The sequence below is a fragment of the Gordonia sp. (in: high G+C Gram-positive bacteria) genome (assembly GCF_047600385.1).
In the GTDB taxonomy this organism is placed as follows: Bacteria; Actinomycetota; Actinomycetes; order Mycobacteriales; family Mycobacteriaceae; genus Gordonia.
The window spans coordinates 737,476-751,398 of the sequence record NZ_JASGKZ010000001.1 but is presented as its reverse complement, the minus strand read 5'-3'; the positions used below and the strand labels follow the sequence as shown (position 1 = coordinate 751,398).

Below are 13,923 nucleotides of genomic sequence, written 5' to 3'. Positions count from 1 at the left end.
AGACCGACGCGGTCGCCGTGCTTGAGGTGCAGGTTGATGTCGCGCAGCGCCTCGACCACCACCGTCTTGGAATCGGTGGAGCCGATCACGCCGCCGGCGGCGCCGACCATCGCCTTCTTGAACGAGCGCGTCTTGGCGTCGAAGATCGGGAAGTCGACACAGGCGTCCCAGGTGTCCACGCGGACGTCCGTGGCGGCCAGGGGGGCTTTGCCCAGGGGGCTTTTTCGGGAAGACACTTCAGACCAGCTTTCTAGACCCAGTACGCCACGCGGGCCCGGTAATTACGCATGACGACCAGGGCGACGGCGCAACCGAGCGCGGTGCACCCGATCACCACCGCCCAGTGGTAGAGCGCGACGGACTCGCCCAGCAGCGGTCCGCGGGTGATCTCCAGGTAGTGGTACATCGGATTGAGCTCCACCAGGCGCATGCGGCCCTCGACCCGGGCGCCCTGCTCACCGGTGAAGGTGTTGGTGGACCAGATGATCGGGGTCAGGAAGAACACCAGCTGGACGGCCGTGGTGAGGAGCTGGCCGATGTCGCGGAACCGGGTGGAGAGGATGCCGAAGAAGATGGTCACCCAGATCGCGTTCAGCACGAACAGCAGCAGCGCCGGGAAGATCAGCAGCGCCGACCAGCCCAGATCCAGCCGGAAGGCGGCGAGGATCACCAGATAGATCACGATGTTGTGCGCGAAGATGATCAACTGCCGCCACACCACGCGGTAGACGTGCACGCTGATCGGCGCGGGCAGCTGTTTGATCAGGCCCTCGTTGGTGGAGAACACCACCGAGCCCTCTTTGATCGAGTCCGCGATGAAGTTCCAGAAGATGAAACCCAGTGCGACGTAGGGGAGGAACCACTTGATGTCCTGCCCGAACAGCGCACCGTAGAGCAGTCCCATGGCGACCGCGGTGACGGCGGTGGCCACGGTGATCCACAGGGGACCCAGCACCGAGCGCTTGTAGCGCTGCTTGATGTCGGTCCAGCCGAGGTGCAGCCAGAGCTCGGAGTCCCGGAGACCGTCGACGAGGTCCGCGATCCCGCGCGCGAAGGTGCGAGAATCGGAGACCGGCGGAGCCGGGGGGATGTCGTCCGCGCTGTTTTCCACTGACACAACGCCTCAGGATACAGGCGTGCGCGGACGGAGACCCTCGCGCTGGGCCGTCTATCGTGTTGGCATGCCGTACGACGTCGCCTCGGTCCGAGGTCTGTTCCCGACCCTGGGAGACGGCTCGATCCATTTCGACGCGCAGGCCGGAATGCAGATCCCCGATGCCGTCGCGACCGCGATGAACGCCGGAGTCCGGACCCTCCCGGTGGACCCGCGCGGGGTGTCGCCGCAGGCCGAGGCGGCGGCCGATGCGCTCGGGACGGCACGACGCGCCGTCGCGGACCTCCTCGACGCCGCACCGGCGGGAGTGGTGCTGGGGCCGTCGCGGTCGGCGCTGGTCGCGGCGCTGGCCGAGGCTCTCCCGTCGACGTCGTGGGCCGGCGAGGTGGTGTGCTCCCGGCTCGACGACGAGGAGAACATCGTCCCCTGGCTGCGCGGCGCCCGCCACCACGGCGCACAGGTGCGCTGGGCCGAGATCGACGTGACCGACGGGTCGCTGCCCGCGTGGCAGTACTCGGACCTGGTGAACGAGGACACCCGTGTCGTCGCGGTGACGCTGGCGTCGTCGGTGACCGGCGTGGTCGTGGACGTCGCCCAGATCGCCCGACAGACGCAGGCGGTGGGGGCGATGCTGGTGGTGGACGCCAGCTCGGTGGCGCCCTACGTGCGCATGTCGATCACCGAACTCGGCGCGGACGTGGTGCTGCTGAGCCCCGAGCGTTGGGGCGGACCCCGGATGGCGGCGATGGTGTTCGCCGACCCGGACCTGATCGACGGGCTCGCGCGGGTCTCGATGGATCCGGACACCGACGGGCCCGCCCGACTGGAGGCCGAACCGCTCGCCGGACCGATGCTGACCGGGCTGACGGCATCGATCGAGCACCTGGCGAACACCGCCGCCGAGGCCTCGGGGAAACGACGACAGCGGCTGACCACGTCGATGGACGGCGCGTACGAGTACCTCCAGCGGCTGACGCGCTACCTGGTGAGTTCGCTGAGTCAGCTCGGCCGGGTCCACGTGATCGGTGAGGACGTGCACCGCATCCCCGCGGTGAGCTTCGTCGTCGACGGCGTGCCCGCCGAGCAGGTGTGCCGTCGTCTCGCCGACAACGGCATCAGCGCGCTCCACGACGTGCCCAGTCGTGCGCTCGCCCGGATGGGGGTGGCCGACGTGGGCGGGGCGGTGACGGTGGGCCTCGGCCCGTATGCGCGGCCCTACGAGATCGACCAGCTGGTGAGGGTGCTCGGCTCGTTCGGGTGAGCGCGCTCCGTCGCCGTCAGCCGACGGTCAGCAGGATCTTGCCGATCGCGTCGCCGCTCGTCATCCGGTCCAGCGCCGCACCGGCCTCGGCGAGCGGGTACACCGAGTCGATCACCGGCTGCACCCGGCCGTCGGCGATCAGCGGCCAGGTGCCCTCCAGCGTCGCGAGCACCACCTCGGCCTTCGACCCGGGGCCGGTCGCCGGCCGGGAGCGGAGCGTGGTCCCGAACACGCTGAGCCGCTTGGCCAGGACCTTGCCCAGGTCGAGTTCGGCCTTGCGGCCGCCGAGCAGTCCGATCACCGTCATGCGGCCGTCGGGGGCGAGCGCGTCGACGTTGCGCGACAGGTACTTCGCGCCCACGACGTCGAGGATCACGTTCGCGCCGCCGTGCGGCTGGAGAGCCGCGATGAAGTCCTCGGTGCGGTAGTCGATCAGGACGTCGGCACCGAGTTCGGCGCAGCGGGCCAGCTTCTCCGGGGTGCGCGCGGTCACCGCGACGCGGGCGCCCGCCGCCGCGGCCACCTGGATCGCGTGCGTGCCGATGCCGCTGGAGCCGCCGTGGATCAGCAGCAGCTCGCCGGGGGCCAGGTTCGCCGTCAGGAAGACGTTCGACATCACGGTGCAGGCCACCTCGGGGAGCGCGGCGGCGTCGTGCACGGTGACGCCGTCGGGGACCGGGAGCACCTGTGTGGCCGGGACCGCCACCTTCTCCGCGTACCCGCCGCCGGACAGCAGCGCGCAGACCGGGTCGCCCACCGACCAGCCGGCCACCTCCGATCCCAGCGCCTCGATGCGCCCGGACACCTCCAGGCCGAGGATCTCCGAGGCGCCGGGCGGCGGCGGGTAGAAACCGGCGCGCTGCATCACGTCGGCGCGGTTGACACCCGCGGCGACCACCTCGATCAGGATCTCGTCGGGCGCGGGGACCGGGTCGGGGACCTCGGTCGGGGTCAGCTGGTCGGTGCCGGTGATCGCGAGCATGCCCCTACGGTACGACGACGCCGACCAGCTTCTCCGGGTTCCGGACCGCGTACACGGCGGTGACCCCCTCGTCGGTCACCTCGATGCACATCACGGTGTCGACGGCGCCGTCGAACGCGATCACCAGCGCGGGCATGCCGTTGTACTCGGCGAACCCGACGGTCATCTCGCCGAGCCCGGCGCTCATCTTCACCAGTCCGAGTATCATCCGGGCGACGGCCTCCGCGCCGAGCACCGGCCGGCGCGCGGCCACCACGCGGCCGCCGCCGTCGCCGAGGTACACCGCGTCCGGGGCCAGCACGTCGAGCAGCGCCTGGACGTCGCCGGTCGTCGCGGCCTGCAGGAAGGCCTGCGCGGCGGCCCGGGCCCGGGCGGGTTCGGCGAGGGCGACGGTGCGTCGTGCCCGGACGTGACCGCGGGCGCGGTGGGCGATCTGGCGCACCGCCTCGGGTGTCTTGCCGACGGCTTCGGCGATCTCCGGGTAGCCGAAGTCGAACACCTCGCGCAGCACGAACACCGCGCGCTCGGTGGGGGTCAGGGTCTCCAGCACCAGCAGCATCGCGGTGGAGACGGCCTCTCCGGTCAGCACGTGGTCGCCGGGTTCGTCGCCGGTGGTCGGCAGCGGTTCGGGCAGCCAGGTGCCGACGTACTCCTCGCGTCGCCGTGCCGCCGACCGCAGCGCGTTGAGCGACTGCCGGGTGACGATCCGCGCCAGATACGCGCGGGGATGCTCGACGCCGACGGCCGCGTCCCGCCAGCGCAGATAGCTCTCCTGCAGCACGTCCTCGGTGTCGACGACCGAACCGAGGATCTCGTAGGCGATCGAGAAGAGCAGCGGCCGGTACTCGGCGAAGACCTCCTCGGGTCGGGTGCTCATCGCGGTCCGGCGGTACGGGCCGAGCGGGGTGCCGGAAGCCAGGCGTAGCGGCCGCTGCCCGCCGCAGACTTGGCCATCGCGCAGACCTGCTCCTTCACGAAGGCCGCCGGGCGGCCGCCGAGCCAGAACCGGGTCGGGGTGTCGTCGCGTCGGGCGGACTGCACCACGGCACGACGACGACCGATCGACACGTTCTGGCCCGTGTATCCCATGGAGTAGGGCTTCAGCGGCGCGCCGGCCAGATCCCGGGCGAGGTTGTCGGCGGCGTGCGCGCCCTGGGGCAGGGCGGTCTGGCAGCTGAGTCGCTGCCCGGGGACCGCGGCGGCGTCGCCCGCACCGAAGATCCGGGCATCGGCGACGCTGCGCAGGAACCGGTCCACTTCGAGGCGGTCCTCGCCGTTCACCGGCAGACCGCTGCGCGCGGCGAGGTCGGAGACCTCGGTGGCGACGGCCCACAGCGTCAGATCGGAGGGGGCGTCGTCGTCGTACGTCCCCCGCTGGACGACGACGCCGAGCCGCGCCAGTTCGACGCCGATCCGCCGCCGTGCGCTCGGGTGCAGGGAGTCGCCCACCTCGTCCCGGCTCACGATCCGGACGTCGAGTCCGGGCCGGGTCTCGGCGATCTCGGTGGCGGTCTCGATGCCGGTCAGTCCGCCGCCGACCACCGTGACGGGTGCGCCGTCGGGCAGTTGAGCGAGGCGTGCGCGGGCGGTGAGGGCCTGCTCGGGGTCGCCGACGGCCAGGGTTCCGGCCGGGCCGCGGGCCGCCCCGCCCGGGGCGTAGATCAGGCGGTCGAAGGCGAGCGCGGTGCCGTCGGCGAGGGTCACGGCGCCGTCGTCGAGCGTGGTGACGGTGCCGATGCGCAGGGTCACGGCGTCGTCGAGCATGTCGGTCAACGGGCTGCTCGGCTCGCCGGTGCCGGCGATCCGCTGGTGGAGCCGGACGCGTTCGACGAAGTCGGGCCGCGCGTTGATCAGCGTGATCTCGACGGCGGCGGGGTCGGTCTTGCGGCGCAGGCGGTTGGCGGCCATACAGCCCGCATAGCCTCCGCCGACGATGACGATCCGTGTGGTGCTCATGGGTGTGCCTCCTGGTCGGATTCAGTGTTCCGTACCCGAAGACACCGGAGGCGAGGGATCGGTGACATCGCGTGACGAACGGCACGTCCTGGTGCGCGGGCGACATCCCTGCTTTAATTAACTCACTTCGAGTTTTAAGGAGGCGTCATGGACGTTGTCATCGATTGGCTGAACAGTCGGGCCTTCGTCGTGGCCGGTCAGCCGTTCCAGGTGGTGGAGGTGCTCGGTTTCGTCACCGGGGCGCTGTGCGTGTGGGCGGTGACCCGGCAGTACGCGTGGAACTGGCCGATCGGGATCGCGAACAACCTCGTGTTCGTCGTGCTGTTCCTCGGCGCCGGGCTGTACGCCGACACCGTGCTGCAGGCGGTCTTCGCCGTGATCGCGCTGTACGGCTGGTGGCAGTGGCGGCGCGGGGGAACCGGCGCCACGCCGTTGCCAGTCCGGCGGTCCGCCCCGGCCGAACGGGCGGCCGGTCTCGCGGTCGCCGCGGTCGGCACCGTCGTCGTCGCACTGCTGCTCACCACGCACACCGATTCGACGGTGCCGTGGCCGGACGCGTTCGTCCTCGCCGCCTCGCTGCTGGCCACGTGGGGTCAGGCCCGCAAGATCCTGGAGCAGTGGTGGGTGTGGATCGCCGTCGACGTCGTCTCGATCCCGCTGTACGCGTACAAGGGGCTGTGGCTCACCGCGCTGCTGTACACCGGATTCCTCGCGCTGTGCTTCGACGGTCTGCGCCGCTGGCGCGCCGACCTCGCCCAGCAGGCCGCGGTGCGGACGGCCGAGCGTCCGGCGGCGGTGTCGCCGTGAGCACCGCGCTGGTGATCGGCAAGTTCTATCCGCCGCACGACGGCCACGTGGCGTTGATCGAGCACGCCGCGCGAGGCTCCGGCGGGGAACGCGGCGTGACGGTGCTGGTGATGGCGACCCGCGAGGAGTCGCTGTCCCTGGGCGAGCGTGTCGCCTGGCTGGCGGAGTCGTGCGCCGGGTGGCCGGGCGTCACCGTCGTCGGAGTGCACGACGACGCTCCCGTCGACTACCGCTCGCCGGTCGCCTGGACCGCGCACGTGGCACTGATCGCCGCCGCCCTCCGCGCCCACGGGCAGCCGATGCCCGATGTCGTCGTGACCAGCGAGGACTACGGGCACAGGCTCGCGGAGGAGCTGGGGGCGCGCTGCGAGGTGTTCGATCCGGAGCGCACCCGTTTCCGGGTGAGCGGCACCGCGGTCCGGGCCGATGTGGCCGGACGGTGGGCGCAGCTGCCGGCGCCGGTGCGGCGCGGGCTGGCCGTGCGGACGGTGGTCCTCGGCGCGGAATCGACCGGGACCAGCACCCTCGCCGCCGACCTGGTCCGACACTATCGGGGCCGGCCGGGTCACGCGAGGCTGCGGGAGGTGCTCGAATACGGCCGCGAATTCACCTACCGGCTGCACGAGGAGGCGTGCACGGAGGCGCAGGCGGCCGGGCGGCCCGCACCGGGCGTCGAGGACCTGGTGTGGCGCACCGAGCACTTCGCGCACATCGCCGTCGAACAGAGCCGGCGCGAGGACGAGGCCGCGCTCGCGCATCCCCTGGTGATCGCCGACACCGATGCGTTCGCGACCGCCCTGTGGGAGCGCCGCTACGTCGGGCCGGACAGTCGCGGTGCGGCCTCGGCCGGGGTGCCGGCGGCGTCGGAGCGGCGGCTGTACCTGGTGACCGACCACGTCGGCGTGCCCTTCGAGCAGGACGGCTGGCGCGACGGCGAGCACCTCCGCGCCGAGATGCACCGCTGGTTCGTCGACGGGCTCACCGAGGCGGGGCATTCGTGGGTGCTGCTGCGGGGTTCGCGCGCCGAACGATTCCACTACGCGGTGCGGACCGTCGACGCGCTGTGGCGGCGCGGGTCGGCGTTCGCCTCGCCGGAGTGGGCCGACAGTACAGTGCTGGCATGACCCCCTCCGGCGTGACCTCCGCCGACGGTTCCGGACTGCCGTCTCAGCCGCTCATCGCGGTGGACGTGGTGCCGATGCGCTGGTCGGCCGAGGGGCTGGCGGTGGGCGTCGCCCGGCGGGAGTTCGAGCCCTTCGCCGGCCGCTTCGCCCTGCCCGGCGTCCTGCTGGGGGCGGGGGAGTCGCTCGACGACGCCGCCGCCCGAGCACTGCGGACCAAGGCGGGCATCGGTCGGGAACGGGTGCGGCACCGCTTTCAGATCGGGGCGTTCGACGGTCCCGACCGCGATCCGCGCCGGCACGCGATCTCGATCGCGTCGGCGGCGGTGATCGATCCGGCGGCGGAACCCGCGACCGACGATCTCCGGTGGGAACCCGTCACCGAGGTGCCGTCGCTGCCGTTCGACCACGACCTGCTCGTCGCCGAGACGGTCCGCCAACTGCGGACACGCCTCTGGCACGACGACGCCGTGACCCGCGCCCTGACCGGCCCGCGGTTCTCCACGCCCGACGCGGTGCGCCTGACCGCGGCCGTCACCGGGGAGGAGGTCCACCAGTCGAATCTGCGTCGCTCGCTGGCCGCACATGCCGGGTTGAGTTCGGCTCCCGCCCCGGAGTCGGCCGGGCGGGGTCGTCGTCCGCTGGTGTGGGCGTGGTCGGACTGAGGCGGTCGGAGTCGGGACCGGGGCCGAGCGGAAATCCGGTGGCGCCGCCCCGGGGGTGGTGAGCTAGCCTGTTCGGCAGGGCGTGAGCCCTGAGGAAGCGTGGCAGAGCGGCCGAATGCACTCGCCTTGAAAGCGAGCGTGGGTAAGACCACCGGGGGTTCAAATCCCTCCGCTTCCGCCCGGTTCAGGGGTGGTTTCCGGTGATCCGGGAGCCGCCCCTGACTCGCCTGATCCCCACAGATCTCCCCACATCAGGGTTCAAGCGGCGGGGTGATCGAGGTCGGGAACGGGCTGTCCGATGGGGGTGCGGTCGGTCCCTGGTGGCCAAATCCGATCTGCGAGCGCGGCCGATCTACCACCGCAAAAACGACTCCATTGAGGCGCACCTGGCCGTCGTGTTCGCAGCACTGGCGATCGCCCGAGACCTCCAGAACGCGACCGGTGACTCGATCAAGAAGATCGTCCTCACCCTGCGCCGGATCCACACCGCCCTCATCGACATCGACGGACACACGATCACCGCTCAAACCCCGCTCGATGATGACGCAGCCTCGATCATCAACGCTCTCAAAGCCAGGCACTATGGAGGTCCAACTCAGGTCAGGGCTGCGGGCGGCGATCACGTCGATCCCCTCGTACAGGTAGCGGTAGGCCGTAGCGACGCTGATCCCGGTATCGCGGGCGAGAACCCGCAGTTCAGTGCGTTCTTTGAACCAGCGCAGCACAAGCACGGCCTGCTTCCCGATGGTGGCCGCACGCTGCTGCCATGTACGGGCGTCGTGCTCACGGCGGTGAGCGGCCAGCCGCACGCACGCGTGGTCAATGTCTGCTAAGGAACGTCGAGAGTGGCACGATAGGAAATCACGTGGGATCTTGGTGTGTGAGCTTCTGGTTGTGGTGACTCGACTCATACGAAGCAGGACCCCACATCCTGCCCGCGCCGTACCACCACACCGCCACTTGACACACACGGCACACCATCATCAGCAACCTCGTAGGCGACTCTGGCGAGAAAACTTCATTGGGCCTACTTACTCAGGTGGCGTGGCGTGAAGAACAGATCGACCTAACGATGAAAAATCCTGGCTCAAGAACTAGCCTGAAGAAGAAGTTGATGTAACATGACCTCATGGATACACCACTAGACGCGGCCTCAATCAGCGCCGGCGCCCTTTTTTCCAATAGCACCTTTCGTGTTCCTGAGTTCCAAAGGGAGTATTCATGGCAGAAGGACGAGGTCGAAGAATTCTTCGATGATCTATCTGGATCGCTTCGACAAGACTCCTATTTCCTCGGCCTTATAATTGTGACCGGCGAAGATGAAACTAAAGACATCGTCGATGGCCAACAGCGAATCCTCACCCTCACCCTCCTCGCCTCCATCCTGCACCGTGAAGCTCTTGAATACGATAGGAAAGCGTTGGCCGATAGACTGCGCTCCAATTTCCTCGTATCGATAGACTACCGGACAGACGAAGAGCGACCCCGCGTAACTCTTTCAAGCAAATCTGATAACGAAGACCTTCAGAAGATAATTACTGGCGACGCCAAAGGGAAGCCAAATCGCAATAAAGAAACAATTTCCCTATTGATGGATGCGCACGATGTAATGAGTGCCAAATTAGCGCACAATTTAAAGGAAAATCCCTTTAAGCAACTTGGGAACTGGGCTGATTTCATTACAAACCGTCTATATATGGCTCGCTTCGTGCATCCTGATCAAGGATCAGCTTATAGGGTTTTTGAGGTGATCAACACAAGAGGTAAAGAACTAACCACAGCTGATCTTCTAAAAAGTTACGTCTTAAGCCAAACTCCCGATTCATCTAGGTTGGACCGTTATTCCGAATGGAATGAGATCTCTAATGCGTTTGGCCCCGAACAGAAGACTTCCCTGGTCCAATTCATAAGGCATTCCGTGACGGTTACCCATGGTCATATTTTGCCGCGTGACCTGTACGATGTTCTTACAGCACGAACAGGTGGCACAAGGCATCCGGTCCCTCCAGTTGAACTCATGAAACAACTATCCGATACATTGCCCATATATCGTCAAATGATGGATCCCACGGTGGATGGTCCTGGGTCCGAAGCTGAACTCGCAGTTTTTAGTGTCCTAAATCAGCTTGGGGTCTCCTCGGTGCGCCCAATTCTCATGGCCATTCACTCCACGAAAGATTCCGACATAGGCGTAAAGAACATTCTACGTCTGGTCGTTCGACGGATTGTTGTCGGAAGCCTCGGCACAGGCAACGTCGAAAGGAGATTTGGCGTAACCGCTAAGTCGATCCATGATTCGGGGAGTTGGGAAGACGCACTTAAAGCCCTAGATGATCTTAATCCCGATAAGGAAGATTTCGTCGAGAGTGTTCATAAACGATCAATGAACAAGCGTACTCTTTCGATAGTGAGAGAGTCTGTCCTCGAAAACACAATTACCCCCAAAGGGGAAGGGAATCTCTTTTTCATAAAGCCCCGCTCCGCCGATTGGTCCCCGACCCCGGAAGATCGTGTAGTGTATTGGGTCACTACAGTAGGAAATACCTTCCTTTCGAGTTTACCTAGGCGGCCCATGTCAAGCTCCTCTTGGGATGGTTTCAAGAATCACCTAGCATCAACTGGAATACCAAACGAGTGGACAAAAGAAATTACTGATTTTAAAGAATGGAATGTGGAAGCTATTGAAGAAGTGGGACTAGAAATGGGGATGCGAGCGGCTGAGGTTTGGTATGAGTGAGTCGGCGCTATCGCGCCTTCAGGAAATGCGGGGACTGTCTAAGGCGTACTCAGTACTGAATCGGAATTCCAGATTTTCCGCGCTTGAAGAGCTATCCACTAGCTTGGAGCAAACTCATTCTGGATCTACCGAACCGGACTGGTTAGAATCCCTCGATAGTATAGCGGTCGGACTAGACACAAACGCGCTATTTAGAATAGGGCGAGGCGCAAAAGGTCCCGATACTGTGGACTACCTAGTAGGCTCCCGCCGCACCGCACCGTTAATTATCCCAGGCCAAGCGGTTCAGGAAGTTTGGAATAACGCATTGACTGGGGTTAAAACTAAATCAAAGAAGCTTACGGAGGCTCACAAGAGTCTTGTTCGGGAGATTAGGGAACTGGACCGGGATCTGGGCCCCTATGCCGAAGATGCGGCCACATCGTTAGAGTCTTTTGCAAAATGGCACGGAGATTGGTTTGATGTAGAGGCGCAGCAATATTTCATTGGAACGGTTAAGAATCTTACTGATCGAGCCGTATCAATGTCGGTTCCTAGGGTCGAATTTTCGAGCCTAGCGCAAATTCGGAATAATACAAAAACCCCTCCCGGATTCTCTGACCCCTCGGATAATCACGGCGATTTCTTCATTTGGGCCGATTTCATGTATGCGCTCGCCGTATCCGATCTGTCCAATGTGGATGGTATTATCTTTGTTACAGAAGATGGGAAACAAGACTGGAGATTGGCCGGAGTTGGGCACCCGATACTGACCGCAGAGATACGATCGCTAACCGGCCTCCCTTTTAAGCTATGCGATCTTGGAGAATTATTTTCCCTTGCCCAAAAATCAATCGGCGGTCGGTCCGAGAGGTAGCGAGTGCTTATCGTTTAAGTGAGGTTTTCTCGCCAGAATGGTCAGCGTGTTCCGCGCTGCAAGTGGAGCGGGACCCAGGCCGGCGGCGACGATATCGGGCTCTTCACTTTCGGAGTGCGTTGATCCTGTCGGCGAGCTGACCGGAGTGCAGTAGGGACCGCAAGATGTAGTGGTCAAGGTTGCCGAAGCCCTGGGCGATACCGCGGAGGTGTTTGAGGCGTCCGTTGATCGCTTCGACGGGCCTGTTGGAGACGCAGGTGTCGAAGTAGGCGAGGATCTCTTTGCGGCGGGCCCACAGGCTGCGGCCCAGTTGGGCGAGTTCGTCGAGGCCGACGGGCAGACCCTCGCGGATCCGGCGCAGGGCCTTGTCCATGAGTTTCTTGCCCTCACGGCGTTTCGAGTGCTCGTAGTCGGCGATGAGCTGCTGGTAGATGCTGGCGGTGCCAGAGCCGTTCGTGGTGGGCGCAGATGTTGCGCACGATGGTGAGATGTTTCAGCCAGTTGACCAGGGGCGGATTCCTGGCCCATTTCTGCTGTGCCGTCTTCGACGCCCCGGATGCGACGGTGACCCTGAACCACTCCGCGTCGTCAGGACCTTTCGCCCGGCCTATCCGGCCCTTCGCGGTCTTCCACCAGTCGGCGTGGTCGAAAGTCGGCCGGAAACGTGACGGATCGGTGTGGGCGAGCGGACCGTGCTTCCCCCGAACAGGTATTCGGTGCGACTGCGGAGTGCGACCTCGACACGTTCGATCCCGCTGAGTACGAGGGTCTTCAACTCGCGGTCGAAGGCATAAAGCGCAGCGACACTACCGGGAAAGAAATCCGGCCCGCTCCCAGAATGACTCCTGGTGCGGGCCGAACGATTACATGGATGTTAGCACAGCGTGTCGGCTACTGAGGATAGCCTCCGGCTGTGTAAAGACGCGCAAGCTCAACGCCCGTCTGATCACTACGGTCGTCACCGGTGTGACACTGATCGCCGGTGTCGCAGGAGCCGGATCGGCGAAGGTCGCACCGGCTACCTCCCGCACCCGTCACGGGCATGCTGATCAAGCGATTCCTGCTGGGTCGTACTCGCTGACGGCCGACCGGATCCGGCGCAGGTGTTATCGGGACCGGCAAGGGCTTCACCTGATCGCCGACTCGGTCGCGATTCGACGTGCGATCGCCCCGCCGAAGTACGCGCTGATCGGTTGTCGGACCATCCCGCCGGTCTGCGGGTCAGTTCGAGTTGCCGCCCTTCCATGTGGACCAGGGGACCGCCCAGTCGCCGTATGTGTCGTCCAGAGGCAGCGGGTCGCCGCCGGAGTTCGTGATCTCGACGACGTCGCCGAGCCCGAAGTGCTCGAAGAACCACTGCGCGTTCTCGGTGCTCAGGTTCACGCAGCCGTGCGACACGTTCGCGGCGCCCTGCTGGCCCACCGACCAGGGGGCGGCGTGCACGTATTCGCCGTCGTTGGAGAGGCGTTCGGCCCACAGCACGGTCTCCGAGTAGTAGCCCGGCTGGCCCTGGCACACGCCGTAGCTGCACGAGTCCATCTTCACCGACTGCGCCTTCTCGCTGATGACGTGCGCGCCGACGTGGGACGGGGTGTCGGCCTCGCCCAGGCTCATCGGCATCTGGTTCACCTGCCGGCCGTTGTGGAAGATCGTCAGCGTCTTGGCGGCGCCGTCGGCCTTGGCCACCCACGAGTCGTGCACCGAGTAGTCGACGTCGTTGTTCTCGGCGCCGTACACGCCGTCACCCAGGTCGACGCCGTACACGTCGGCGGACAGATGGATCTCGGTGCCCGGCTGCCAGTAGTCCGGGCCGCGGTAGTGTACGTTCTGGTCGTCGATCCAGTACCAGGCGCCCTGCTGCGCCGGTGTGGTGGTGACCGACAGGTGCTTGATCACCTCGGCTTTGTTCTTCACCGGCTCGGTGAACTGCACCGACACCGGCTGGCCGACGCCCACGCCCACCTGATCCACCAGGTCCGGCGACGGCACCACGTTCGCGTAGGCGGTCTTCGTCGGCGCCAGCGTCGTGACTTCGAGGATCCGGTGCGTCGGCTTGCGATCGGCGTTCAGGGCCGTCGCATCCACGGTGTAGGCGGCGCCGTAGCCGAGGTCCTCGGTGGTGCGCCAATGGTGGCCGGTCGAATCCAGCCGGCCCTTCACCTGTTTGCCGGAGGCCTTGTTGGTGAGCGTCACCGTCGTGAAGGTTCCGTCGGCGACGTCCACGATCACCGGCCGCGCCGGATTCAGATCGTGGATCGCGGGGGCGGCGCTGGTGATCTTGGCGGGCGGGGCGGCCACCGGTTCGGTGCAGGCGGTCGCGGCCGCGACGACCGTCACGAGAACGAGGGCCGACCACAGCGGGCGAAGAGATCTGAAGTGCACCCTTGCCAGTGTGGCACCGGATTCTGTGGTCGTGCACAGGTC

General features: G+C 65.9%; 12 protein-coding genes, 1 tRNA gene and 3 pseudogenes. 7 read left to right on the top strand and 9 right to left on the bottom strand.

The annotated features are described in order from the left end of the window. Positions 1-250: 250 nt before the first annotated feature. The gene (locus tag QM809_RS03485) at positions 251-1,117 is read right to left on the bottom strand and encodes an ABC transporter permease (protein ID WP_415044435.1); all 867 of its coding nucleotides are present in this window, start codon (positions 1,115-1,117) and stop codon (positions 251-253) included. A 64-nt stretch (positions 1,118-1,181) separates the two neighbouring features. Between QM809_RS03485 and QM809_RS03480 the strand changes: the two genes are divergently transcribed. After that, complete coding sequence (locus tag QM809_RS03480) at positions 1,182-2,375, top strand: aminotransferase class V-fold PLP-dependent enzyme (protein ID WP_415044434.1); 1,194 nt, start codon at positions 1,182-1,184, stop codon at positions 2,373-2,375. Between the two features lie 16 nt (positions 2,376-2,391). Here the strand turns inward: QM809_RS03480 and QM809_RS03475 are convergent, their stop codons facing one another. Genes QM809_RS03475 through QM809_RS03465 form a run of 3 tightly spaced genes read right to left on the bottom strand, consistent with a single transcriptional unit; the run spans position 2,392 to position 5,313 of the window. Beyond that, positions 2,392-3,357 (bottom strand): NAD(P)H-quinone oxidoreductase, encoded by a 966-nt coding sequence (locus QM809_RS03475; protein WP_415044433.1) that lies wholly within the window; start codon positions 3,355-3,357, stop codon positions 2,392-2,394. Between the two features lie 4 nt (positions 3,358-3,361). Beyond that, the gene (locus QM809_RS03470; RefSeq protein ID WP_415044432.1) at positions 3,362-4,234 is read right to left on the bottom strand and encodes an RNA polymerase sigma-70 factor; all 873 of its coding nucleotides are present in this window, start codon (positions 4,232-4,234) and stop codon (positions 3,362-3,364) included. Next, complete coding sequence (locus QM809_RS03465) at positions 4,231-5,313, bottom strand: NAD(P)/FAD-dependent oxidoreductase (RefSeq protein WP_415044431.1); 1,083 nt, start codon at positions 5,311-5,313, stop codon at positions 4,231-4,233. Before QM809_RS03465 ends, QM809_RS03470 begins: the two co-directional genes overlap by 4 nt. A gap of 147 nt (positions 5,314-5,460) precedes the next feature. Here QM809_RS03465 and pnuC point away from each other — a divergent pair, with 147 nt between their 5' ends. From pnuC to QM809_RS03445, 4 genes are all read left to right on the top strand, one after another. Continuing rightward, positions 5,461-6,120, top strand: coding sequence for a nicotinamide riboside transporter PnuC (gene pnuC / locus QM809_RS03460; RefSeq protein ID WP_415044430.1), 660 nt, complete (start codon positions 5,461-5,463; stop codon positions 6,118-6,120). Then, positions 6,117-7,244 carry an AAA family ATPase gene (locus QM809_RS03455; RefSeq protein WP_415044429.1) on the top strand — a complete coding sequence of 376 codons (1,128 nt, stop codon included), beginning with the start codon at positions 6,117-6,119 and terminating at the stop codon, positions 7,242-7,244. Before pnuC ends, QM809_RS03455 begins: the two co-directional genes overlap by 4 nt. Beyond that, a complete protein-coding gene (locus tag QM809_RS03450) occupies positions 7,241-7,906 on the top strand; it encodes an NUDIX domain-containing protein (RefSeq protein WP_415044428.1) in 666 nt (221 codons plus the stop codon). Before QM809_RS03455 ends, QM809_RS03450 begins: the two co-directional genes overlap by 4 nt. Positions 7,907-7,999: 93 nt before the next feature. Continuing rightward, positions 8,000-8,084, top strand: a tRNA-Ser gene (locus tag QM809_RS03445). A gap of 418 nt (positions 8,085-8,502) precedes the next feature. Here the strand turns inward: QM809_RS03445 and QM809_RS03440 are convergent. Next, positions 8,503-8,771 (bottom strand): annotated as a pseudogene (locus QM809_RS03440) (IS5/IS1182 family transposase); the annotation flags it as partial. Positions 8,772-9,035: 264 nt separating this feature from the next. Between QM809_RS03440 and QM809_RS03435 the strand changes: the two are divergent. Continuing rightward, a complete protein-coding gene (locus QM809_RS03435; protein ID WP_415044427.1) occupies positions 9,036-10,643 on the top strand; it encodes a DUF262 domain-containing protein in 1,608 nt (535 codons plus the stop codon). Positions 10,644-10,869: 226 nt separating this feature from the next. Then, the gene (locus tag QM809_RS03430; RefSeq protein ID WP_415044426.1) at positions 10,870-11,499 is read left to right on the top strand and encodes a PIN-like domain-containing protein; all 630 of its coding nucleotides are present in this window, start codon (positions 10,870-10,872) and stop codon (positions 11,497-11,499) included. A gap of 103 nt (positions 11,500-11,602) precedes the next feature. Here the strand turns inward: QM809_RS03430 and QM809_RS03425 are convergent. The 4 genes and pseudogenes from QM809_RS03425 to QM809_RS03410 all read right to left on the bottom strand — a co-directional run. Beyond that, positions 11,603-11,941, bottom strand: a pseudogene (locus tag QM809_RS03425) (transposase); the annotation flags it as partial. Continuing rightward, positions 11,886-12,008 (bottom strand): Abi family protein, encoded by a 123-nt coding sequence (locus QM809_RS03420; protein WP_415047002.1) that lies wholly within the window; start codon positions 12,006-12,008, stop codon positions 11,886-11,888. The gene QM809_RS03420 and the pseudogene QM809_RS03425, both read right to left, overlap by 56 nt. Before the next feature lie 98 nt (positions 12,009-12,106). Further along, positions 12,107-12,292 (bottom strand): annotated as a pseudogene (locus QM809_RS03415) (Abi family protein); the annotation flags it as partial. A gap of 428 nt (positions 12,293-12,720) precedes the next feature. Continuing rightward, positions 12,721-13,836: an Ig-like domain-containing protein gene (locus QM809_RS03410; protein ID WP_415044425.1), complete on the bottom strand. Its 1,116-nt coding sequence runs from the start codon at positions 13,834-13,836 to the stop codon at positions 12,721-12,723. Between the last annotated feature and the right edge of the window lie 87 nt (positions 13,837-13,923).

Coding starts and splice junctions, on each gene's coding strand:
- QM809_RS03470 (WP_415044432.1), bottom strand. CDS start 4,234: ATGAGCACCCGACCCGAGGAGGTCTTCGCCGAGTACCGGCCGCTGCTC.
- QM809_RS03475 (WP_415044433.1), bottom strand. CDS start 3,357: ATGCTCGCGATCACCGGCACCGACCAGCTGACCCCGACCGAGGTCCCC.
- QM809_RS03480 (WP_415044434.1), top strand. CDS start 1,182: ATGCCGTACGACGTCGCCTCGGTCCGAGGTCTGTTCCCGACCCTGGGA.
- QM809_RS03465 (WP_415044431.1), bottom strand. CDS start 5,313: ATGAGCACCACACGGATCGTCATCGTCGGCGGAGGCTATGCGGGCTGT.
- QM809_RS03435 (WP_415044427.1), top strand. CDS start 9,036: ATGGATACACCACTAGACGCGGCCTCAATCAGCGCCGGCGCCCTTTTT.
- QM809_RS03450 (WP_415044428.1), top strand. CDS start 7,241: ATGACCCCCTCCGGCGTGACCTCCGCCGACGGTTCCGGACTGCCGTCT.
- pnuC (WP_415044430.1), top strand. CDS start 5,461: ATGGACGTTGTCATCGATTGGCTGAACAGTCGGGCCTTCGTCGTGGCC.